Source organism: Bradyrhizobium altum (assembly GCF_020889705.1).
Taxonomy (GTDB): Bacteria; Pseudomonadota; Alphaproteobacteria; order Rhizobiales; family Xanthobacteraceae; genus Bradyrhizobium; species Bradyrhizobium altum.
On the sequence record NZ_JACMYP010000157.1, the window covers coordinates 1 to 21408 of the forward strand.

The window sequence follows — 21408 nt, forward strand, 5'->3', positions numbered from 1 at the left end:
GCACCAGGCCGACCGGCTTGCCCGGCGTCGCGCCGCCGGGGCCCGCGATCCCGGTGATCGAGACCGCAAGGTCGACGCCGGCCTTTTCCAGTGCGCCGATCGCCATCGCGGTCGCGGTTTCCTTGCTCACCGCGCCGAACGTCTCCAGCGTTGCCGCCTTGACGCCGAGCATCGCCCGCTTGGCCTCGTTCGAATAGGTGACGAAGCCGCGGTCGATCACGTCGGACGATCCGGGGATATCGGTGAGCGCGCCGGCGACCAGACCGCCGGTACAGGATTCGGCGGTCGCGATGGTCAGCTTGCGCATCCGGCACAGGTCGAGCAGCGCGCGGGAGAGGGCACGAGCGTCGCTGTCGCCCATGTCAGGCACCCCAGCCTTTTTCGTCCCAACCTTTGTCGTCCCAGGGCAAACGGACCGTGGCGCTCGCGGTTGCCGCGATGCCTTCCTCGCGGCCGGTGAAGCCGAGCCGCTCGCTGGTGGTGGCCTTGACCGCCACGCGCGAGATGTGGACGCCGGAGATCTCCGCGATCTTCGCCCGCATGGTGTCGCGCAGCGGGCCGATCTTCGGCCGCTCGCAGATCAGCGTCACCTCGAGATTGGCGATCCGCCCGCCGCGCGCGGTGACGCGCTCAACGGCATATTTCAGGAACTGGTCGGAGGAGGCGCCCTTCCACTTGGCGTCGCTCGGCGGGAAGTGCGAGCCGATGTCGCCGTCGGCCAGCGCGCCGAGGATCGCGTCGACCAGCGCATGCAGCCCGACATCGCCGTCGGAATGCGCCAGGAAGCCTTTGGTGTGCGGCACGCGCACGCCGCAGATCATGACATGGTCGCCGTCGCCAAAGGCGTGCACGTCGTAGCCGGTGCCGGTCCTGATGTCGCCAAGCTGGCTCGCAAGCCGCGCTTCCTCGCGCACGAAGTCTTCGGGTGTGGTGAGTTTCATGTTGGCAGCATCGCCTTCAAACGTCGCAACGGTCAATCCCGCCCATTCAGCAAGCGCGGCATCGTCGGTGAAATCGCTGCGGCGCTCGCGCGCGGCACGACGATGCGCCTCCAATATTACGTCGAAACGAAATGCCTGTGGCGTCTGCGCGATCCGCAAGCGGGCGCGCTCCGGCGTCGCCTCGACATCGCCGGTATCACCGGTGACCTTGATCGTGTCGGTGACGGGAATCACGGGGATCGCAGCGCCGGTCCGGCCGGCCGCGGCGATCGCGCGCGAGATCACGGCCGCGGTGACGAAGGGGCGCGCGGCATCGTGGATCAGCACGATATCGGGCTTCTCGCTGGCAAGCGCCTCGAGCCCGGCATGGACCGAGGCCTGCCGGGTCGCGCCGCCTGGCGTCGGCGGTTGATGGCGGAGGCCAGCCACCGCTTCGTCGAACAGCGCGGCATCATCGGGATTGACCACCGGCTGTACCGCAAACACGTCTGGGTGTCCGGAGAACGCCTCCATGGCGCGATAGATCACCGTCTCTCCGCCGATCGTCCGGTACTGCTTTGGTCCGCCTGCGCCGGCGCGCAGTCCGCGGCCGGCTGCGACAAGGATGGCTGCGGTACGCTCAGGCTTCGACATGTTGAACCAGTGACAGACGAATCGGTGATGAGGGGAGCGGCGGAGACCGCCGCGCACAGCCCTTAGCATGACCGCTGCGCAAAAACAGAGCGTTTGCGATGACTGTGGGAAAAGCGGATTTTGTTGCAGTGCACCTGCACTGATGGTAGGAATGTCTAAACCGTAGGCATGAACCTTGACTGCACAAGAATTGTGCGCAGAATAGACGGCGTTAGCTGCAATGGCGTGGCTGACAGAACGACGAGACGGCTGTGACCGGCGTGCAAAGTACTCCTCGTAACCCACTGAAGATAGGCGATATTGCTGTCGCCAACCGGGTTCTCCTCGCGCCCATGTCCGGCATCACCGACGCGCCCTTTCGGCGACTCGCCGCCACTTTGGGCGCCGGACTGGTGGTCTCCGAGATGACCGCCAGCGACGATCTGGTGAACGGCAAGCCGATGTCGAAGCTGCGTTGTGAGGCAGCCGGGATCGGGCCGCATGTGGTTCAGCTCGCCGGCTGCGAGACCCATTGGATGGCCGAGGGCGCGCGGATCGCCGAGGGCGCCGGCGCCGACATCATCGATATCAACATGGGCTGCCCGGCGCGCCATGTGACCGGTGGCCAGTCCGGCTCGGCCCTGATGTGCGATCTGGATCACGCGGTCACGCTGATCGAGGCGACGCTGTCGGCGGTCAAGGTGCCGGTGACGCTGAAGATGCGACTAGGCTGGGACGATCGCTCGCTCAATGCGCCCGAATTGGCGCGCCGCGCCGAGGCGTCAGGCGTGCAGATGATCACCGTGCATGGCCGCACGCGCTGCCAGTTCTACAAGGGCGAGGCCAACTGGAGCGCGGTGCGCGCGGTCAAGGACGCCGTCACGATCCCGGTCGTGGTCAATGGCGACATCACCTCGTTCGACAAGGCGCTCGGCGCGCTGGAGATGTCGGGCGCCGACGCCGTCATGATCGGCCGCGGCGCGCAGGGGCAGCCCTGGCTGCCCGGCCAGATCGGTCGCCAGCTCGAGACCGGGGTCGCCGAGACTGCGCCGTCGCTCGCCGAGCAACTCAAGCATGTTCGCGCGCTCTATGACGAGGTCTGCAGCCATTATGGCCTGCGTATCGGGCTCAGGCATGCGCGCAAGCATCTCGGCTGGGCGCTGGAGACTGCTGCGGCCTATAGCTGCGCGCCGGCGGCAACGTTGAAGACCTGGCGGCAGGCGATCCTGACCTCGGAGCAGCCGTCCAGCGTGCATCGCGCGCTCGAGGACGCCTATGACGACTTTGCCTGGAGTGCTGCCGCATGACGTCAGCCATGGAATTTCGCCGACCCGTGCCGACCGATGGCGAGGCCATCCTCAACGCTCTGCCCAATCCGGTGCTGCTGGTCGCACCCGACGGACGGATCGTCGATGCCAACATCGCCGCCGAATCCTTCTTTGAGATCTCGACGCAATTCTTGCGCCGGCAGTCGCTGAAGGAGCTGGTGCCGTTCGGCAGCCCGCTGCTCGCGCTGATCGAGCAGGTGCGGGCGAGCGGCTCGCCGGTCAATGAATACAAGGTCGATCTCGGCACGCCGCGGATCGGCGGCGATCGTCAGGTCGACCTGCACGTCGCGCCGCTGACCGAGCGGCCCGGGCATATCGTGGTGATGCTGCAGGAGCGCACCATCGCCGACAAGATGGATCGCCAGCTCACCCATCGCAGCGCTGCGCGCTCGGTGATCGCGCTGGCCGCGATGCTCGCCCATGAGATCAAGAACCCGCTGTCCGGCATCCGCGGCGCCGCGCAGCTGCTGGAGCAGCAGGCTTCCTCGGAGGATAGGCTGCTGACGCGGCTGATCTGCGACGAGGCCGACCGCATCGTGACGCTGGTCGACCGCATGGAAGTGTTCGGCGACGACCGTCCGGTGGCGCGTGGCCCGGTCAACATCCATTCCGTGCTCGATCATGTGAAGCGCCTCGCGCAATCCGGCTTTGCCCGCAACGTCCGCTTCATCGAGGACTATGATCCGTCGCTGCCGCCGGTGCTGGCCAACCAGGACCAGCTGATCCAGGTCTTCCTCAACCTCGTGAAGAACGCCGCCGAAGCGGTTGCCGATCTCGGCACCGATGCGGAGATCCACCTCACCACGGCGTTCCGGCCGGGTGTGCGGCTGTCGGTGCCAGGCAAGAAATCGCGGGTCTCGCTGCCGCTGGAATTTTGCGTCAAGGACAACGGCTCAGGCGTGCCGGAAGACCTGTTGCCGAACCTGTTCGATCCCTTCGTCACCACCAAGCAGACCGGCAGCGGGCTCGGCCTTGCGCTGGTCGCCAAGATCGTTGGCGATCACGGCGGCATCATCGAATGCGAGTCGCAGCCGCGCAAGACCACCTTCCGCGTGCTGATGCCGATGTACAGCGCCGCCAAGCAACACGATCACAGCAACCGCGATGACGTTCCGGGTACGTCCTCGCCTGCCTCACGATGAGGAACAACAATGCCTGCAGGTAGCATACTTGTCGCTGACGACGACACCGCCATCCGGACCGTCCTGAACCAGGCGCTGTCGCGCGCCGGCTATGAGGTGCGCCTGACCGGTAACGCCGCCACGCTGTGGCGCTGGGTCAGCCAGGGCGAGGGCGATCTCGTCATCACCGACGTGGTGATGCCCGACGAGAACGCGTTCGATCTGCTGCCGCGGATCAAGAAGATGCGGCCGAACCTGCCTGTCATCGTGATGAGTGCGCAGAACACCTTCATGACCGCGATCCGCGCTTCCGAGCGCGGCGCCTACGAATATCTGCCGAAGCCGTTCGACCTGAAGGAGCTGATCACCATCGTCGGCCGCGCGCTGGCCGAGCCGAAGGAGCGGGTCTCCAGTCCCGCCGACGACGGCGAGTTCGACTCGATTCCGCTGGTCGGCCGCTCCCCGGCGATGCAGGAGATCTACCGCGTGCTGGCGCGGCTGATGCAGACCGATCTCACCGTGATGATCTCCGGCGAGTCAGGCACCGGCAAGGAGCTCGTCGCCCGCGCGCTGCACGATTATGGCCGGCGCCGCAACGGCCCGTTCGTCGCGGTCAACATGGCGGCGATCCCGCGCGACCTGATCGAATCCGAATTGTTCGGCCATGAGCGCGGCGCCTTCACCGGCGCCAACACCCGCGCCTCCGGCCGCTTCGAGCAGGCCGAGGGCGGCACGCTGTTCCTCGACGAGATCGGCGACATGCCGATGGAGGCGCAGACCCGTCTGCTCCGCGTGCTGCAGCAGGGTGAATACACCACCGTCGGCGGCCGCACGCCGATCAAGACCGACGTGCGCATCGTCGCGGCCTCCAACAAGGATCTGCGCATCCTGATCCAGCAGGGTCTGTTCCGCGAAGATCTGTTCTTCCGCCTCAACGTGGTGCCGCTGCGGCTGCCGCCGCTGCGCGAGCGCATCGAGGATCTGCCCGACCTGATCCGGCACTTCTTCTCGCTCGCCGAGAAGGACGGTCTGCCGCCGAAGAAGCTCGACACCCAGGCGCTGGAGCGGCTCAAACAGCACCGCTGGCCGGGTAACGTCCGCGAGCTGGAAAATCTCGCCCGGCGGCTCGCCGCGCTCTATCCGCAGGACGTCATCACCGCCTCGGTCATCGACGGCGAGCTGGCGCCGCCGGCGGTCACCTCGGGCAGCACCGCGACCGTCGGCGTCGACAATCTCGGCGGGGCCGTGGAGGCCTATCTGTCCTCGCACTTCTCCGGCTTCCCGAACGGCGTGCCGCCGCCGGGCCTCTACCACCGCATCCTCAAGGAGATCGAGATCCCGCTTCTGACCGCCGCGCTGGCCGCGACCCGCGGCAACCAGATCCGGGCCGCCGACCTGCTCGGGTTGAACCGCAATACGCTACGCAAGAAGATCCGCGACCTCGATATCCAGGTCTACCGGAGCGGGGGCTAGGGCTGACGGGGCGGGGCGCGCGCCTCGCTACCGTTATTGAGTAGTCACAAATGGTTTTGAGGGACACGGCGCCGCACCGCGGTTTGCGCCGCGGAAATGTCGCAATTCGGCAACATTGTGATATGATTGCATCAGTTCGCAATTCCCGCGGGCGATCGCACTCAGCTCAATTGCCGGTATGACCAGCGCAGAGACCACCGCTTCAACTTTACACGCGCCCCCGGCCGAGCCCACTGCAGAGGCGCGGGGCTTCCCGCTGCGGCGCTGGCTGGCGCCGTTCGCCGTGGCGATCGCGCTGCTGTCCGGCTTCCTCACCTTCGTGGTGCTGACCAACCTGACCCCGATCGAGCCGACGCCCGAGGTGGTCCGCTCGTTCCTGATGATCAATGCCGGCACGATCCTGCTGCTGGTCGGCATCATCGTCCGCGAAGTCTGGCAGATGGTGCAGGCGAGGCGGCGCGGCCGGGCGGCGGCGCGCCTGCATGTGCAGATCGTCGGCCTGTTCTCGGTGATCGCGGTGCTGCCCGCCGTGCTGGTGTCGATCGTTGCCAACGTCACCATCGAGCGCGGCCTCGACCGGCTGTTCTCGGGTCCGACCAAAGAGGTGATCCAGAACTCGCTGACGATTGCCAGCGCCTACATGCAGGAGCATGCGCAGCTGATCCGCGGCGACATCCTGGGCATGGCCAACGACATCTCCCGTGCGCGCCTCACGCCGCTCTATGACCAGGATCGCCTGTCGTTTCGCGAGTTCCTGACCGCCGCCGCGGCCGCGCGCAATCTGCCGGTCGTGGTCCTGATGGACAAGAACGGCAACATCCTGGAAAGCGCCGAGACCGGGATCAACCTGAGCTATGCGCTGCCGCCCCCCGAATTTCTGAGCAAGGTCAACGATACCGAGCCCGAAATCTCGGTGTTCCCGGAGAGCTATGTCGCCTCCGTGGTCCGTCTCAAGACCTTCGACGACACCTTCCTCTATGTGGCTCGGCTGCTTGATCCGGCGGTCGTTGCCCAGCTCAAGCAGACCCAGACCAGCGCGGCCGAATATGCCCAGCTCGAGACCCGTCGGCTCGGCATCCAGGTGGCGTTCGCGCTGATGTTCGCGGTGATCGCGCTGACCATCCTGATGGCCTCCGTGCTGATCGGCCTCAACTTCGCCAACGGGCTGGTGTCGCCGATCCGCCAGCTGATGGGCGCGGCGAGCGAGATCTCGACCGGTAACCTCGACGTCCAAGTGCCGGTCCACAAATCGGCAAGCGACCTCGCGCTGCTCGGCGAAATCTTCAACAAGATGACCCAGGAGCTACGCACCCAGCGCAACGAGCTGGTCGACGCCAGCGAGACCATCGACAGCCGCCGCCGGTTCATCGAAGCGGTGCTGTCGTCGGCCAGCGCTGGCATCATCGGGGTCGATGCCTCAGGCACCATCGGCGTCCTCAATCGCTCGGCGGAGAAGCTGATCGGGCATGCCGAATCGGAGACGCTCGGCCATCCGCTCTCGGACGTGCTGCCCGAACTCGACGAGATGATGAAGACGGCACGCGAGGGCACGCAGCGCCTGGTGCAGGGGCAGGTCACCATCCTGCGCGATGGCAATGAGCGCAATCTGTCGGTTCGCGTCTCGGCCGAGCAGACCAGCCAGTCCCGCGACAGCTACATCATCACGCTCGACGACATCACCGAACTGGTCTCCGCGCAGCGCACCTCGGCCTGGGGCGACGTCGCTCGCCGCATCGCCCACGAGATCAAGAATCCACTGACCCCGATCCAGCTCTCCGCCGAGCGGATCCGCCGCAAGTTCGGTAAGACCATCACCGAAGAGAAGGACAAGTCGATCTTCGAGCAGTGCACCGACACCATCGTGCGCCAGGTCGACGACATCAGGCGCATGGTCGACGAGTTCTCGCGCTTCGCGCGGATGCCGAAGCCCGTGATGGAAGGCGAGGATGTCGCCGACGTGGTGCGTCAGGCGGTGTTCCTGATGAAGGTCGCGCATCCCGATCTCGACATCGAGGCCGACATCAAGCAGTCGCCGCTGCCCGCACAGTTCGACCGCCGGCTGATCTCGCAGGCGCTGACCAACATCATCAAGAACGCGACCGAGGCGATCGAGCAGGTCCCGCGCGAGGAGCTCGGCAAGGGCCGCATCGACGTCGTGGCGCAGCGCGAGGGTGACGACATCCTGATCGATGTCGTCGACAACGGCATCGGCCTGCCCAAGGTCGCCCGCGCGCGCCTGCTCGAGCCCTATGTCACGACGCGGGCCAAGGGCACCGGTCTTGGACTCGCGATCGTCGGCCGTGTTCTCGAAGACCATGGCGGCCGCATCGAGCTCAAGGACGCGTCGGATTTTCGCGACGGCCAGCGCGGTGCCTGGATGCGGCTGCGCTTTTCCGTCACGGGCCAGGCTGCCAAGCCGGAGAACAAGCCGGAGAACAAGGAACAAAAGCCGGACGTGAAATCATCCGACCCCGTCAGCGAAAAAAATCCGCCGCAAGAGCCGACCAACGGCCCGGCACAAGCGACCAACAATGAACCAAAAATCCAACAACCAATCCAAGAACCCGATCAGCAAGAACCAAATAACCAAGAGCCAAATGCACAAGAGCCAAGAAGCCAACAGCCAAGAATCAAAGCCGCGACGGGCGACTGACAACGCAGGTGTAACCCATGGCAAGTGACATTCTGATTGTCGACGACGAAGCTGACATTCGCGACCTCGTTGCGGGTATCCTGGACGATGAGGGGTTCTCCACGCGCACCGCGCGCGACAGCGATTCGGCGCTTGCCGAGATCGCCAACCGCCGCCCGAACCTGGTCTTCCTCGACATCTGGCTGCAGGGCTCCAAGCTCGACGGCCTGCAACTGCTCGAGCAGATCAAGAAGGACAATGCCGATCTGCCGGTCGTGATGATCTCCGGCCACGGCAACATCGAAACCGCCGTCGCGGCGATCAAGCGCGGCGCCTATGACTTCATCGAGAAGCCGTTCAAGTCGGACCGGCTGATCCTGGTGGCGACGCGGGCGCTGGAGACCTCGCGGCTCAAGCGCGAGGTGAAGGAGCTCAAGCAACTGGCGCCGGCGGCGAGCGTCCTGACCGGCCGCTCGGCCTGCATGAACCAGCTGCGCCAGACCATCGACCGCGCCGCCAAGGCCAACAGCCGCATCCTGATCGTCGGCCCCTCCGGCGCCGGCAAGGAGCTCGCCGCGCGCACGCTGCATCACGCCTCCGGACGCGCCGAGGGGCCGTTCGTGGTGATCAATGCGGCCGCGATCACGCCGGAGCGCATGGAGATCGAGCTGTTCGGCATCGAGGGATCGAACGGCGAGCAGCAGCGCAAGGCCGGCGCGCTCGAGGAAGCGCATGGCGGCACGCTGTTCATCGACGAGATCGCGGACATGCCGCGCGAGACCCAGAACAAGATCCTGCGCGTGCTGGTCGATCAGACCTTCCAGCGCCAGGGCGGCACCGGCAAGGTCCATGTCGACGTCCGCATCATCTCCTCGACCGCGCGCAACCTCGAGGAGGAGATCGCAGCGGGCCGTTTCCGCGAGGATCTCTATCATCGCCTCTCGGTGGTGCCGATCCGGGTGCCGCCGCTGTCGGAGCGCCGCGAGGACATCCCCGAACTGATCGACTATTTCATGGACCAGATCTCGGCGGCCACCGGCCTGCCGAAGCGGCAGATCGGGCAGGACGCGATGGCCGTGCTGCAATCGCATGTCTGGCCGGGCAACGTCCGCCAACTCCGCAACAATGTCGAACGCGTGATGATCCTGGCCGGAGGCGGGCCGGAGGCGATCATCACCGCCGACATGCTGCCGCAGGACGTCGGCTCCATGGTGCCGGCGATGCCGACCTCCAACAATGGCGAGCACATCATGGGCTTGCCGCTGCGCGAGGCGCGCGAAGTGTTCGAGCGCGACTATCTGATCGCCCAGATCAGCCGCTTCTCCGGCAACATCTCGCGCACCGCGGAGTTCGTCGGCATGGAGCGCTCGGCGCTGCATCGCAAGCTGAAGGCGCTAGGGGTCGGCTGACCCCGATACGCCTGGGCCGGCAATCGCCGGCGGCTTGGCGCGAAGCCTCGGCGGTCACCCGCCGGGGAAGCAGGAGCCAGGCTCGGGTCCGGGTGGGCACGCGAGGCGAGGGCAGGGCCGGCACAACCGGGGGATTTATCCACTCTCCACGAGAATATTCATCTCTTTCCCTGCGCTTTCTTAGAATTGCCACCGTGTTCCTACCGACTGCACCGCGAACCGGCTTGCCTAAAAACCGCGCGTGGCCTCTAATCCTACCGCTACACCTGCCAGAGGGGGATCTCAGGGCAGGTGGGCAGCCGGAGGAGGCTCCGTCAGAGAGCCGCAACCGGTTCAATAAAAAGAAGCACAAGCCTGCGGGACAAAAACAATGGCGGCAGACCGCGCACAAAATCTACAAGACACCTTCCTTAATCACGTTCGTAAAACAAAAACGCCACTGACGATATTTCTGGTCAACGGGGTAAAGCTGCAGGGCATTGTCACATGGTTCGACAATTTCTGCTTGCTGCTGCGGCGCGACGGTCACTCGCAGCTTGTCTACAAGCACGCGATCTCGACCATCATGCCCGGCGCTCCGATTCAGCTGTTCGAAGGTGGTGAGGACGCACCGGCTTGAGAGTGAACTGATTGGAACCCTTCAATCCTGAAGGGGGCGTCGACCGGACCAAGTCTAGGCCCGGGTCGGCGGGGGACTTGAGCACCGGGCGGGTGATCGTCATCGGCCCGTACCTGCGCGTGCGCCGTGGCGACGGCGATGCGCAAACGGATTCGTCTGTCCGCGACTACGAAGCGCGGATCGAGGAAGCCGCCGGCCTCGCCGGTGCGATCGACCTCACCGTGGTGGAATCCGTCGTCGCGCCGATCAGCCAGATCCGGCCCGCGACCTATCTCGGCAAGGGCAAGGTCGAGGAGATCAACGGCCTCGTCGCCGGCGACAAGGTCGAGCTCGTGGTGATGGATTGCGCGTTGTCGCCGATCCAGCAGCGTAACCTCGAGAAGGCCTGGAGCACCAAGGTGCTCGACCGTACCGGCCTGATCCTGGAAATCTTCGGCCGCCGCGCCAAGACCAAGGAAGGCGCGCTGCAGGTCGAGCTTGCCCATCTGAATTACCAGCGCAGTCGCCTGGTGCGGTCATGGACCCATCTTGAGCGCCAGCGCGGCGGCTTCGGCTTCATGGGCGGTCCAGGCGAGACCCAGATCGAGGCCGACCGCCGCCTGATTGGCGACCGCATCACACGGCTGGAGAACGAGCTGAAGAAGGTGCAGGCGACGAGGCGGTTGCACCGCGCCGGACGCCAGCGCGTGCCGTACCGAGTCGTTGCGCTGGTCGGCTACACCAATGCCGGCAAATCGACCCTGTTCAATCGGCTGACGCGCGCCGACGTGCAAGCCGCCGACATGCTGTTTGCGACGCTCGACCCGACCCTGCGTGCGCTCAACCTGCCGCATGGCGGCAAGGCGATGCTGTCGGACACGGTCGGCTTCATCTCCAATCTGCCGACCCAGCTGGTGGCCGCGTTCCGTGCTACGCTGGAGGAGGTGCTGGAAGCCGACATCATCCTGCATGTCCGCGACATCTCTCACGAGGATGCGGAGGCGCAGGAGCGCGACGTCGAGGCGGTGCTGCACCAGCTCGGGATCGATCCGACGCCGACGGCGGCCAGCGCATCATCGAGGTCTGGAACAAGATCGACCGCTTCGATCCGGAGGAGCGGGACAATCTGCGCAACATCGCCGCGCGCCGGCCGCCGGAGCGGCCGTGCTTCCTGGTCTCGGCCGTCACAGGCGAGGGGATCAATGAGCTCTTGACCGCGATAGAGGATCGCCTCGCGGCCAAGCGCATCACGCTCAATCTTTCGATCGATGCCTCCGACGGCGCCGGCATCAGCTGGCTGCATCGCAATGCCGAGGTCCTGAACAAGGAGCTCAATGGCGAGCGCTTCGACATGACGGTGCGGGTCGATGAGACCAAGCGCGACATCGTCATGTCACGATTCGATGCTTTGCCGCACGGGACGTAGCGTCCCGGACATCCGCGGCGGCAAGGGGGATCGAAGGGGATCGATGTTCAACCGTCGAACATTTCTCGGCGGCGGCCTGGCGAGCGCTGCGGTCGCAGGGATTTCAACGCGTGGGGTTGCCGACAACGCTGCCTTCGTCGACGCACCCGCGCTCCGTCCGGTTCTCGCGCGTCCAGACCGTATGTTTCGTGTCACGGTATGCCTGCGTCCGTTCCGCGCTGCCGGTCCGCGCATCGAAGCGGAATGGATCGACAGCAAATACGTCGTCCATAATTACGGGCACGGCGGCAGCGGCTGGTCGCTGTCCTGGGGCGCCGCGCAGGAGGCCGTGCCGCTCGCCCTGCAATTGAGCGCGCGCAACATTGCCGTCCTTGGCGCCGGCGCGATCGGTCTGACGACTGCGATCACAGCCCAGAGGATGGGCGCGACCGTTACGATCTACGCCAAGGAGCGCTTTCCGCAGGTGCGCTCGGCGCGTGCCACCGGGGACTGGTCGCCGGATTCGCGTATCGCGATGGAAGCAGACGTCACGCCGGACTTTGCCGACCGCTGGGAGCGGATGGCGCGCACGACCTTTGCCACCCATCAAAGCTATCTCGGTCTTGCCGGCAATCCGATCGAATGGACCGATCGCTACTTGCTCTCCGACGACGCGCCCGACGCCGACGGCCGTCCGCACAGGCGCCAGCATGCCTCGGGCGATGGCCAGAAGAAATTCCTCGAATTGCGCGGCCGGATCAGGTCGCTCACGCCGCGATGGGACTTGCTGGCCGCCGGATCAAATCCGTTTCCCGCACCATACGCGTGGAAAAGCGCCTCGCTCACCTACAACGTCACGGATCTCTACCGTCAGCTCGAAGCGGAGTTTCAGCGCGCCGGCGGGCTGTTCGTGCCAATCGAGTTACAGACGCCGTCCGATCTTTCGAAGATCCGCGAAACTGTCATTGTCAACTGCACCGGCTACGGCGCCCGTGCGCTGTTTCGTGACGAGAGCATCGTTCCGGTGCGCGGCCAGATCGCCTGGCTCATTCCTCAGCCGGACGTCAATTACGGCGTCTTCTACCGCAACCTCAGCGTGCTCGGCCGGCGCGACGGCATCGTCGTCCAGCCGGTCGGCGAAAACGACTATTTCGGCTTCAACGACGACAACGAGACGCCGGATCTCGCCGCCGCGCGCCAGGCGGTGGACGACGCCGCGAAACTGTTCAGCCGGGCCTGATCGGCTCTCCGGTACGGCACCGCGCGATCTCCCGAAATGTGACGGCGCCGTGACGCGGCTTCACTCGACCGCGCCTGCGACGCGCCGCCGCACTTTCTGTTTGAAATCTGCGCCGCCTTGGTTCATTGCGCTGCTGGACGCAAAGCCGAGGCCGATCGATGCAGGACACCAGCGAAACCATCACCCACGACACGCTCGCCGGCCAGAGCGGGGACCTCGCCCATGTGCGGGCGCCGAGATCGTTGATGCCCTCAATGCCCGGGAGCCGGCGGATGCGGCGAAGCTGCTGCAATCGCTGCCGGCCGAGAAGGCGATCGAAGTGCTCGACCTGCCCGGGCTCGACAACACCTGCGAGATCCTGGCCGAGCTGCCGAACGACACGGCGGTGTCGCTGCTGTCGGGCGTCTCCGACGACCGCGCCGCCGACATCTTCAAGGAACTGGTCGAGCCGCTGCGTACCACGCTGCTGAACGGCCTCAATCCGGATACCCGCAACGTCATCTCGGGGCTGCTGGCCTATCCCGAGCGCAGCGCCGGCAGCATCATGACGACCGAGTTCGTCAGCGTGCCCTCGAACTGGACCATCGCCGAGGTCCTGCATCACATCCGGATGGTCGAGCGCACCCGCGAGACCGTCTACTCGATCTTCGTGATCGACCCGGTCAAGAAGACGCTGATCCAGGCGGTGCCGCTGCGCCGCCTGATCTCGGCCGATCCGCATGCCAATGTGCTCACCGCGGCACCGGCGCGGAAGCCGCTGATGATCTCGCCGGAGGCCGACCGCATGGAGGCGGCGCGGCTGATCTCGCGCTACGATCTGCTCGCGGTCGCCGTCGTCGACGGCCCCGGCCATATCCTCGGCATCGTCACGGTCGACGACGTCATCGACGCCATCGTCGAGGAATCGACCGAGGACGCCCAGAAGTTCGGCGGCATGGAAGCGATCGACGAGCCTTATCTGCGGATCGGCTTCCTCGAAATGATCAAGAAGCGCGGCGGCTGGCTCTGCGCGCTGTTCCTCTCGGAAATGCTGACCGCAACCGCGATGCAGTCGTACCAGAGCGAACTCGAGAAGGCGATCGTCCTGACGCTGTTCATCCCGCTGATCATGAGCTCCGGCGGCAATTCCGGCTCCCAAGCCACCTCGCTCCTGATCCGCTCGCTGGCGCTGCACGAGGTGCGGCTGCGCGACTGGTGGCGTGTCGCGATGCGCGAACTGCCGACCGGTATCGTGCTCGGCGCCATCCTGGGCTTGATCGGCATCGTCAGGATCACGCTCTGGCAGACGCTTGGCCTGTTCGACTACGGCCCGCATTGGATGCTGGTGGCCATCACCGTCGGCGCCGCGCTGGTCGGCATCGTCACCTTCGGATCGCTATGCGGCTCGATGCTGCCGTTCATCCTCAAGCGCATCGGATTCGATCCGGCCAGCGCGTCCGCGCCGTTCGTCGCGACGCTGGTCGACGTCACCGGCCTTGTGATCTATTTCGGCGTTGCGGCGGTCATCCTGCATGGCACGCTGCTGTGAGGTGAGGGACTGCGCATTTTGACGCGGCCCCTCTACATATTCGATGTCGTCCCTGCGAAAGCAGGGACCCATAACCACCGGCCATAGCTATTGGGCTTGGTCGCAGTTCCGCACTACAACTTCGCCCGCCGATGACTTGCGCAGGACTGTCATCGTCACCCAATCGTTAGATCACGCGGTATGGGTCCCTGCTTTCGCAGGGACGACAGCAGTGGCGGCGGTCTTCGCTTCGTTCCACAGCGCGTCCATCTCTTCCAGCGTCGCGCCGTCGAGCGAGCGGCCCCTCGCGGCCAGCGCCTTCTCGATATAGGCAAACCGCCGCTCAAACTTGGCGTTGGTCGCGCGCAGTGCGGTTTCCGGATCGGCGTCGACGTGGCGGGCGAGGTTGACCAGTGCGAACATCAGGTCGCCGGTTTCTTCCGCAATTTCCTGCTTGTCGTTGCGGTCGAGCGCGGCCTCGATCTCGTCGGCCTCCTCGCGGATCTTGGCGAGCACGGCGCGCGGATCGTTCCAGTCGAAGCCGACGGTGGATGCCTTGCGCTGCAACTCCATCGCCCGCGTCAGGGCAGGGAGGCCGGCCTTCACGCTTGAGAGCAAGGATTTGTGCGCGGTCTCTTCCGGGGGCCGCCGCGCGGCGCGCTCGGCCTTCTCCTCGGCCTTGATGCGCTCCCAGGCACTCTTGACGCCGGCGGGCTGGATATTGCCGTCCTTGTCGGCAAAGACGTGCGGATGACGGCGGATCATCTTCTTCGTGATCGCCTCGACCACATCTCCGAACGCAAACGCGTTCTGCTCCTCGGCCATCCTTGCGTGATAGACCACCTGCAGCAGGAGGTCGCCGAGCTCCTCGCGCAAATCCTCGAAGTCGCCGCGCGCGATCGCATCCGCGACTTCATAGGCTTCCTCGATCGTGTAGGGCGCGATGGTCTCGAAATTCTGCACGAGGTCCCATGGGCAGCCGGTCACCGGCGTGCGCAGCGCAGCCATGATCTCGATCAGGCGGGAAATGTCGCGGGAAGGGGTCATGGGACACCGGCATTAGGGAGGTCCTGGCTTTATGCCAAAACACCCCTCCCGATCCCAGCAAAACACGCCGGAAACACGGCGCTGTCCACGGATTGGCCGCGGCGCCGTCAGGTGCTAAATCGCGTCTCATGACCGATCAGAACAATTCCGACACCGCGCTGGTGCTGTTTTCCGGCGGCCAGGATTCCACCACCTGTCTGGCCTGGGCGTTGGACCGCTTCGCGCGCGTCGAAATGCTCGGCTTCACCTACGGCCAGCGCCACGCGATCGAGCTCGACTGCCGCGACCGCCTGCTGGACGGGATCAGGGCGCTGCGGCCGGATTGGGCAGCAAAGCTCGGCGACAGGCACACGCTGGCGATCCCGACGTTGTCGGAGATTTCAGACACCGCGCTGACCCGCGACGTCGCGATCGAAATGGGCGCGGACGGGTTGCCGAACACCTTCGTGCCCGGCCGCAATTTGGTGTTCCTCACCTTCGCTGGGGCGCTGGCCTATCGGCGCGGCATCCGCCACATCATCGGCGGCATGTGCGAGACCGACTATTCCGGCTATCCGGATTGCCGCGACGAGACCATCAAGGCGTTACAGTCCGCGCTCAGTCTCGGCATGGCGAGGGATTTCGAACTGCACACGCCGCTGATGTGGCTCGACAAGGCCGCGACCTGGCGGCTCGCGCACGAGCTCGGCGGGGCAGGGCTGGTCGATCTGATCCGCGAGCACTCTCACACCTGCTATCTCGGCGAACGCGGCGCCCAGCACGATTGGGGCTATGGCTGCGGCGAATGCCCGGCCTGCAGCCTGCGGGCCAGGGGCTGGCGGGAATATGTCGCGCAGGGTGGCCCGTAACCGTGGGCTGATAGCCCTCCGCAGGGGCGCACTACCAAAATATCGAAAACAACCCCATGCAAAGGTGCCGGCGGCCGCCGGCGTTCGACACGGCAACTTGACACGTCGGGCAAATCAGCGGCATTCTTCTATTATTCAGAAATCGTGCAGGTGCGGCTCGATCGGGCGACCCGGTGCGCTGCGGCGTCTCGGCTCCAGCACTCCCGTCTCTGGAAAACTGGATCACCCGCAAAGCCCTCGCATGCGTGGGTGATGACACCGAACAAGCTGCTTGAGCGGGCGAATGGCAACAAGGAGAGCGTGCCGCTACGCAAAATCCGCCGCCGTCAGCACGATCGGCTGGCCGTGCGGGGTGCGGTCGGCGGCGTGGTCCCAGGCGTCGCGGTAGCGGTGCAGCGTCTCCGGTGTCGTGACGCCCTTGGCGGCAACGAGGTGTTCGAGCGTCGCGAGCCAATGCTGGTAATAGGTCTCGCCGGTGTCGGGATCGCCGGCAGCCTGCGCGCGCTTGATCTGATCGGCGAGGGCGGCGGCCCATTCGGGCCAGGTGAACACGCCGCGGTCATGCAGCGTCAACGCCATGGCGAACGCCTGCGCTTCCCACGGCGCGCGGAACACCGGGCCGTCCTGATCGCGGGGAATGCTGGACACGGCGCTGGTCGCGCGCGCGGCGGCGCCGGCATCCATCAAACCGCCTCCAGATACGGCTCGAACGCGTCGATCGAGACCTTGATGGTCGGATCGGAGTCCGGTCCCCACAGTTCGTGTCCATCGAACACGACGGTGTACAGCCATTGCGGATGCTCGCCGGCATCGTTGGCTACCGTATCGGGAAACACGTGACAGCCATGATCGCGCTCGACCACCCCGACACGACCGCGCACGTAGCGCGGCAGCCGCGTGTGGGTGGCGGGATGGATGTTCTTCGCCCGCACCCGATCGCCGGCCTTGAATTTCGCCGGCGCCGGTGCGGTGCGGCCGAACTTGCCGCGCACCATGATGCGCTCGACGTCCGCGATCGAGAACTTGCCGTGCTTGAGCGATTTCGCCGGCGCGACGGAATGTCCGGCTGCGACGTCGTCCTTCGAGATAAAGCCCTTGTCGAGCAGCAGGGCCTCCAGCCCGAGCAGCCATTTCCTGTAGTAGGAACTCGACAGATAGACCTGCGGGGGCAGGGTCTCGCGATAGAAGCGCGATGCATCGATGTTGAAGGCGCCGGCCGCGCCCATCGCGCGGACCATGGCGAGCACCCGCGACTCCCATTCCTGATGGAACATCGGCTCGTTCGGCTCGGGCTCGACCTTGCCGAACCCGTCCATGCCGCCCATGTCGTGGACGCCGTTCACGACGGTGCTCCCGGCGTTTTCGGGAATCCGGTGCCGATCATGGAATCGCGCGTCACGAGGTCGGCAAGTTGGTCTTCGCTCCAGCCTTCGGTGCCCGCGGGCCGCATCGGCAGCACCAGGAAGCGTGTTTCAGCCGTAGAGTCCCAAACCCGGATTTCCGTCTCCTTCGGAAGGCTCACGCCGAAATCGGCGAGCACGCCGCGTGGATCCTTGACCGCGCGCGAGCGATACGGCGATCCCTTGTACCAGACCGGTGGCAGGCCAAGCATCTCCCAGGGGTAACAGGAGCACAAAGTGCAGACGACCATGTTGTGACGGCCGGGCGTGTTCTCGATCGCGACCAGATGGTCGCCGACCCGGCTGACATGGCCGAGGGTGCCGACCGCCTTGCTGGCGTCCTCGAGCAGCGCCTTCTTGAAGGCGGGATCGGACCAGGCCTTGGCGACGACCCTGGCGCCGTTATGCGGGCCGATCTTCGTCTCATAGGCCTGCACGATGGCGTCGAGCGCGGCAGCCTCGACATAGCCCTTTTCGGTCAGGATCGATTCCAGCGCGCGGACGCGCAGTTCGGTCTCCGACAGTTCGGAATGGTCGTGATCGTGGTGGTGGTGATCATGTTCGCTCATATCAACAGAATAGGCGAAACCGCCGTGCTATGTCGAGGCAAGCAGTACACAACAATGCGAGCGGGGAGGTATGCGTGGTTGACGATGTGACGATCGAAAAGGGCCTCGGACCGGAGGGCCGCATCGCGATGGTGCGGTTCGACCGCGGCGACGGTATCAACGCGCTGTCGCCGGAGGCGCTGCGGCAGCTGACCGATGCGGCGCGCAGTTTTGAGGACGATGGCGAAACCTCGGTGGTGGTGCTGGCCGGCGGCGCCAAATCGTTCAGCGCCGGCTTCGACCTCAAGGATGCCGAAGGGCGCTCGCGCCAGACCATGGATATGGGCACGCTGCGCCGTCACCTGAAGCTCGGGCCGCGGCTGACACGTGCCTGGCAGGAGATGGAACAGGTCACGATCGGCGCGATCGAGGGCTTCTGCGTCGGCGGCGGCGTGGCGCTCGCGGTTGCGCTGGATTTCAGGGTCATGGCGCGCGATGCGCATCTGCGCGTGCCGGAGATCGCGCTTGGCATGAACATGAGCTGGCAGAGCGTGCCGCGCATGCTGCATCTGATCGGGCCGGCGCGCACCAAGCAGGCCGTGATCCTGGCCGACGACCGGATCTCGGCCGACGAGGCTTACGAATGGGGCCTGGTGGAGCAGGTGACTGATCCGGGCAAATCGTATGACGCTGCGATGGCGCTCGCGGCCAAGGTCGCCGCCCAGCCGCCGATTTCGGTGGCGATGACCAAGCTGACGGTCAACCGGCTGGCGCATGCGCTCGACGATCTCGCCAGCCACATGGATCTCGACCAGTTCGCGCTGGCGAGCCTGACCGAGGATCACAAGGAGGGCGTTGCGGCCTTCCTCGGACGGCGCAAGCCGCGCTTCAGGGGACGCTGACAGGTGCGCCTAAGGTTTGGTGATGCGGTCGCGGCCGGCGAGGTCGGCCTCCCAGCCGAACACCGAGCGGCCGTCGAGATCAGGCGAACGCGCGCGCTCGTTGGCCACGTAGGCGTCGAATGACGGGCCGGTTGCGGTCAGCTCGAGCCTGCGGGCCTGGTCATCCAGCCGCTTCAGCGCCTGCAGTTCCTCGTCGCGGCCGAGCTTGGCCAGCTGCACCGCCGATTTCAGCACGCCGATGGTCTCATCATAGACCTTGATCGGCACCGGAAACGGATGACGGTCCTTGCCGCCATGCGCGAGCGAGAAGCGCGCGGGATCGTGGAAACGGTACGGCGTCCCGTGGACGACCTCGGCGACCATGGCGAGCGACTCGACGGTGCGGGCGCCGACGCCGGGCGTGAGCAGCAGCTCGGGGAAATCCAGCGGCCCGCATTCCGCCGCGGCGGCGAGGGTGCCGTGCAGGCGGCGGATGAAGACATCGCTCGATCGCACGTCGTGATGCTCGGGCATGATCAGGTGCAACAGATCGCCCTGCGCTTCGACCTTCTCGGTCAGTTCGGCATATTCATGCGCGATGCCGTCGGGACCGAGCGCGGCGAGCAGATCGAGCTGCGCCTGGCGCGAGGCGTCGGCGCGGTGGTCGGTGAGATTGACGATCTCGCCCTGCGACGGACCGTCGATCGCGCTGTGCGGTTCGTCGACGAAGCTGCGCAGCCCCTCGGAGTGCCAGTGATAGCGTCGTGCCTGCCGCTTGTGATCGTTCATGCCTTGCTGGACCACGGTCCATTTGCCGTCCGCGGTGACGAAGAAGCCGTGCAGATAGAGCTCGAAACCGTCCTGGACCGCGGCGCTGTCGACCTTGGCGACCAGACGGCTGGCGCGGGTGAGGGCAACGCCGTCGACGCCGGTCCGCTCGCCCAGCGCCGACAATTCGTCCGGCGTGCGCCGCGAATGCTTGCCGCGGCCGCCGCAGACATAGATGCCGAGCTCGTCCTGCAGCGGCGCAAGCCCGCGCTTGAGCGCGCCGATGACGCTCGTGGTGATACCAGACGAATGCCAGTCCATGCCCATCACGGCACCGAACGACTGGAACCAGAACGGATGCGAGAGCCGCTGCAGGAACGCGTCACGGCCGTAATGATGGACCACGGCCTGCGTGATGATCGCCCCCAGCGTCGCCATGCGCTCCGCCAGCCACGGCGGCACGCGTCCACCATGGAGCGGGAGATCAGCGCTGCCGGTACGTCGGGCCATCGGTCTCCAAATCTTGGATCACGCCTTCGATCGAGCCTCGATGCGACGTCCGTGAGTCGAGGCAGACTATCCTCGACGATCAGTCTGTCATCGACTCATTGGCAGCCCGTCGAGGATCGCGAGGGGATTGTGGTCGCCAAACGTCTCGCTGTCGACCCTACGGAGACCCGGCCGGAATATCTGGGCGATGGCTAAGAAGGCGGTGGCGAGCAGCATCCCCACCGCGACGAGCGCCGCCGCGTGCCGAAGTTCCGTGCGTTAGATGCGCATGGCGTCGAGTTGCGCCGCTGGAATTGCCTCATGACGCCGGAACAGCGGGGCAATCCGTGATTGTGCCTTTCGCTTCAGCCGGGCCGCCGGCAGCCGGATCGGGGGCTGCCGGCGACTGGCAACTACTTTCGGTTCTTGTCCGGGCCCTGCGCCATTGCGAGATGGTGCTGGAGCGCCGGCAGGGGTCTTGCCGGCCCAGTCCTTCAGCTTCGGATCGTCGCCGCCATTGGCGTAGCGTTCGAACAGCGAGACGGCGTCCTTGTGGGCGCTGACCTGCATCGGATCGTACTCGCTGGCGAAGTCGTCCGCCTTGGCGTCGCGCAACCGGCTCCTCAGGCCGCTTCGGCGTTGATGGCGCTGACGGCGAGCTTCGTGAGCGCTTCATCCGTCTTCTTTTCTTCGGCCAAGGTCTGGTCGATGAGCTTGACGGCGTCCTTCATGCTGAGCTTGGTGGCCCATGCCTTCAGTGTGCCGTAACGGGCGATCTCGTAATGCTCGACCGCCTGCGCCGCGGAGACCAGGCCCGGATCAAGCGCCGGAGTGTCGGCGTACTCCTCCATGATCTCCTTGCCTTCGTCGAGGATACCCTCGATGGCGTCGCACTTCTTGCCACGCGCCGGCTTGCCCATCAGATCGAAGATCTGCTCCAGCCGATCGATCTGTCCTTCGGTCTCGTCATGATGCTTCTCGAAGGCGGCACGCAGCTGGTCCGACCCGGCGGCTTTGGCCATGCGTGGCAGCGCCTTGAGGATCTGCTTTTCGGCGTAGTAGATGTCCTTGAGGGTATCGAGGAAGAGGGCGCTGAGGTCTTTCTCCGACATTGGTAGCTCCGTGGGTTTGGGTTGATCCGTACCCACAACAGGCAGTCTG

General features: G+C 65.6%; 18 protein-coding genes and 2 pseudogenes. 11 read left to right on the forward strand and 9 right to left on the reverse strand.

Annotated features, from left to right (window positions below; genetic code table 11):
• Both H8B02_RS30445 and H8B02_RS30450 read right to left on the reverse strand, forming a co-directional pair.
• Nucleotides 1-361 (reverse strand): CinA family protein (locus H8B02_RS30445; protein WP_229169610.1); only part of this gene is annotated, 361 nt, incomplete at its 3' end.
• Between the two features lies 1 nt (nucleotide 362).
• Entirely contained in the window at nucleotides 363-1574 is a 1212-nt protein-coding gene (locus tag H8B02_RS30450) for a bifunctional 2-C-methyl-D-erythritol 4-phosphate cytidylyltransferase/2-C-methyl-D-erythritol 2,4-cyclodiphosphate synthase (protein ID WP_229169611.1), read from the reverse strand.
• A 284-nt stretch (nucleotides 1575-1858) separates the two neighbouring features.
• Between H8B02_RS30450 and dusB the strand changes: the two genes are divergently transcribed.
• The 9 genes and pseudogenes from dusB to mgtE all read left to right on the forward strand — a co-directional run bounded on the left by dusB (nucleotide 1859) and on the right by mgtE (nucleotide 14287).
• Nucleotides 1859-2860: a tRNA dihydrouridine synthase DusB gene (dusB, locus tag H8B02_RS30455; RefSeq protein ID WP_229169621.1), complete on the forward strand. Its 1002-nt coding sequence runs from the start codon at nucleotides 1859-1861 to the stop codon at nucleotides 2858-2860.
• Nucleotides 2857-4023 carry a two-component system sensor histidine kinase NtrB gene (locus H8B02_RS30460; RefSeq protein WP_092114488.1) on the forward strand — a complete coding sequence of 389 codons (1167 nt, stop codon included), beginning with the start codon at nucleotides 2857-2859 and terminating at the stop codon, nucleotides 4021-4023. The genes dusB and H8B02_RS30460 overlap by 4 nt, the downstream gene beginning before the upstream one ends.
• 9 nt (nucleotides 4024-4032) lie before the next feature.
• Nucleotides 4033-5475 carry a nitrogen regulation protein NR(I) gene (ntrC, locus tag H8B02_RS30465; protein WP_029084144.1) on the forward strand — a complete coding sequence of 481 codons (1443 nt, stop codon included), beginning with the start codon at nucleotides 4033-4035 and terminating at the stop codon, nucleotides 5473-5475.
• A 178-nt stretch (nucleotides 5476-5653) separates the two neighbouring features.
• The gene (locus H8B02_RS30470) at nucleotides 5654-8128 is read left to right on the forward strand and encodes a sensor histidine kinase NtrY-like (RefSeq protein ID WP_229169612.1); all 2475 of its coding nucleotides are present in this window, start codon (nucleotides 5654-5656) and stop codon (nucleotides 8126-8128) included.
• Between the two features lie 17 nt (nucleotides 8129-8145).
• Nucleotides 8146-9516: a nitrogen assimilation response regulator NtrX gene (gene ntrX, locus H8B02_RS30475; RefSeq protein ID WP_028331957.1), complete on the forward strand. Its 1371-nt coding sequence runs from the start codon at nucleotides 8146-8148 to the stop codon at nucleotides 9514-9516.
• Between the two features lie 370 nt (nucleotides 9517-9886).
• A complete protein-coding gene (hfq, locus tag H8B02_RS30480) occupies nucleotides 9887-10135 on the forward strand; it encodes an RNA chaperone Hfq (RefSeq protein WP_006020546.1) in 249 nt (82 codons plus the stop codon).
• Between the two features lie 11 nt (nucleotides 10136-10146).
• Nucleotides 10147-11540 (forward strand): annotated as a pseudogene (hflX, locus tag H8B02_RS30485) (GTPase HflX).
• A gap of 43 nt (nucleotides 11541-11583) precedes the next feature.
• Nucleotides 11584-12759, forward strand: a complete 1176-nt coding sequence (locus H8B02_RS30490) for an FAD-dependent oxidoreductase (RefSeq protein WP_229169613.1) — start codon at nucleotides 11584-11586, stop codon at nucleotides 12757-12759.
• A 133-nt stretch (nucleotides 12760-12892) separates the two neighbouring features.
• Nucleotides 12893-14287, forward strand: coding sequence for a magnesium transporter (mgtE, locus tag H8B02_RS30495; RefSeq protein ID WP_376711728.1), 1395 nt, complete (start codon nucleotides 12893-12895; stop codon nucleotides 14285-14287).
• A 171-nt stretch (nucleotides 14288-14458) separates the two neighbouring features.
• Here mgtE and mazG read toward each other — a convergent pair whose 3' ends face one another.
• The gene (gene mazG, locus H8B02_RS30500) at nucleotides 14459-15313 is read right to left on the reverse strand and encodes a nucleoside triphosphate pyrophosphohydrolase (protein ID WP_229169614.1); all 855 of its coding nucleotides are present in this window, start codon (nucleotides 15311-15313) and stop codon (nucleotides 14459-14461) included.
• Between the two features lie 128 nt (nucleotides 15314-15441).
• Here mazG and queC point away from each other — a divergent pair, with 128 nt between their 5' ends.
• On the forward strand, nucleotides 15442-16161 hold the full coding sequence (gene queC / locus H8B02_RS30505) for a 7-cyano-7-deazaguanine synthase QueC (protein ID WP_229169615.1): 720 nt from the start codon (nucleotides 15442-15444) through the stop codon (nucleotides 16159-16161).
• A gap of 306 nt (nucleotides 16162-16467) precedes the next feature.
• Here queC and H8B02_RS30510 read toward each other — a convergent pair whose 3' ends face one another.
• Genes H8B02_RS30510 through nthA form a run of 3 tightly spaced genes read right to left on the reverse strand, consistent with a single transcriptional unit; the run spans nucleotide 16468 to nucleotide 18130 of the window.
• Nucleotides 16468-16845: a nitrile hydratase accessory protein gene (locus H8B02_RS30510; protein ID WP_229169616.1), complete on the reverse strand. Its 378-nt coding sequence runs from the start codon at nucleotides 16843-16845 to the stop codon at nucleotides 16468-16470.
• Nucleotides 16845-17504 (reverse strand): nitrile hydratase subunit beta, encoded by a 660-nt coding sequence (gene nthB / locus H8B02_RS30515; RefSeq protein ID WP_229169617.1) that lies wholly within the window; start codon nucleotides 17502-17504, stop codon nucleotides 16845-16847. Before nthB ends, H8B02_RS30510 begins: the two co-directional genes overlap by 1 nt.
• Complete coding sequence (nthA, locus tag H8B02_RS30520; RefSeq protein ID WP_229169618.1) at nucleotides 17501-18130, reverse strand: nitrile hydratase subunit alpha; 630 nt, start codon at nucleotides 18128-18130, stop codon at nucleotides 17501-17503. The genes nthB and nthA overlap by 4 nt, the downstream gene beginning before the upstream one ends.
• A 74-nt stretch (nucleotides 18131-18204) precedes the next feature.
• Between nthA and H8B02_RS30525 the strand changes: the two genes are divergently transcribed.
• The gene (locus tag H8B02_RS30525; protein ID WP_229169619.1) at nucleotides 18205-19011 is read left to right on the forward strand and encodes an enoyl-CoA hydratase/isomerase family protein; all 807 of its coding nucleotides are present in this window, start codon (nucleotides 18205-18207) and stop codon (nucleotides 19009-19011) included.
• A 9-nt stretch (nucleotides 19012-19020) separates the two neighbouring features.
• Here H8B02_RS30525 and H8B02_RS30530 read toward each other — a convergent pair whose 3' ends face one another.
• The 3 genes and pseudogenes from H8B02_RS30530 to H8B02_RS30540 all read right to left on the reverse strand — a co-directional run bounded on the left by H8B02_RS30530 (nucleotide 19021) and on the right by H8B02_RS30540 (nucleotide 21359).
• Complete coding sequence (locus H8B02_RS30530; protein WP_229169620.1) at nucleotides 19021-20268, reverse strand: DUF763 domain-containing protein; 1248 nt, start codon at nucleotides 20266-20268, stop codon at nucleotides 19021-19023.
• Between the two features lie 392 nt (nucleotides 20269-20660).
• A pseudogene (locus H8B02_RS30535) lies at nucleotides 20661-20847 on the reverse strand (DUF4142 domain-containing protein); the annotation flags it as partial.
• A gap of 23 nt (nucleotides 20848-20870) precedes the next feature.
• Nucleotides 20871-21359: a YciE/YciF ferroxidase family protein gene (locus H8B02_RS30540; RefSeq protein ID WP_050404515.1), complete on the reverse strand. Its 489-nt coding sequence runs from the start codon at nucleotides 21357-21359 to the stop codon at nucleotides 20871-20873.
• Nucleotides 21360-21408 lie beyond the last annotated feature (49 nt).

Coding starts and splice junctions, on each gene's coding strand:
- H8B02_RS30450 (WP_229169611.1), bottom strand. CDS start 1,574: ATGTCGAAGCCTGAGCGTACCGCAGCCATCCTTGTCGCAGCCGGCCGC.
- H8B02_RS30460 (WP_092114488.1), top strand. CDS start 2,857: ATGACGTCAGCCATGGAATTTCGCCGACCCGTGCCGACCGATGGCGAG.
- ntrC (WP_029084144.1), top strand. CDS start 4,033: ATGCCTGCAGGTAGCATACTTGTCGCTGACGACGACACCGCCATCCGG.
- H8B02_RS30470 (WP_229169612.1), top strand. CDS start 5,654: ATGACCAGCGCAGAGACCACCGCTTCAACTTTACACGCGCCCCCGGCC.
- ntrX (WP_028331957.1), top strand. CDS start 8,146: ATGGCAAGTGACATTCTGATTGTCGACGACGAAGCTGACATTCGCGAC.
- hfq (WP_006020546.1), top strand. CDS start 9,887: ATGGCGGCAGACCGCGCACAAAATCTACAAGACACCTTCCTTAATCAC.
- H8B02_RS30490 (WP_229169613.1), top strand. CDS start 11,584: ATGTTCAACCGTCGAACATTTCTCGGCGGCGGCCTGGCGAGCGCTGCG.
- mazG (WP_229169614.1), bottom strand. CDS start 15,313: ATGACCCCTTCCCGCGACATTTCCCGCCTGATCGAGATCATGGCTGCG.
- queC (WP_229169615.1), top strand. CDS start 15,442: ATGACCGATCAGAACAATTCCGACACCGCGCTGGTGCTGTTTTCCGGC.
- H8B02_RS30510 (WP_229169616.1), bottom strand. CDS start 16,845: ATGGATGCCGGCGCCGCCGCGCGCGCGACCAGCGCCGTGTCCAGCATT.
- nthA (WP_229169618.1), bottom strand. CDS start 18,130: ATGAGCGAACATGATCACCACCACCACGATCACGACCATTCCGAACTG.
- H8B02_RS30530 (WP_229169620.1), bottom strand. CDS start 20,268: ATGGCCCGACGTACCGGCAGCGCTGATCTCCCGCTCCATGGTGGACGC.
- H8B02_RS30540 (WP_050404515.1), bottom strand. CDS start 21,359: ATGTCGGAGAAAGACCTCAGCGCCCTCTTCCTCGATACCCTCAAGGAC.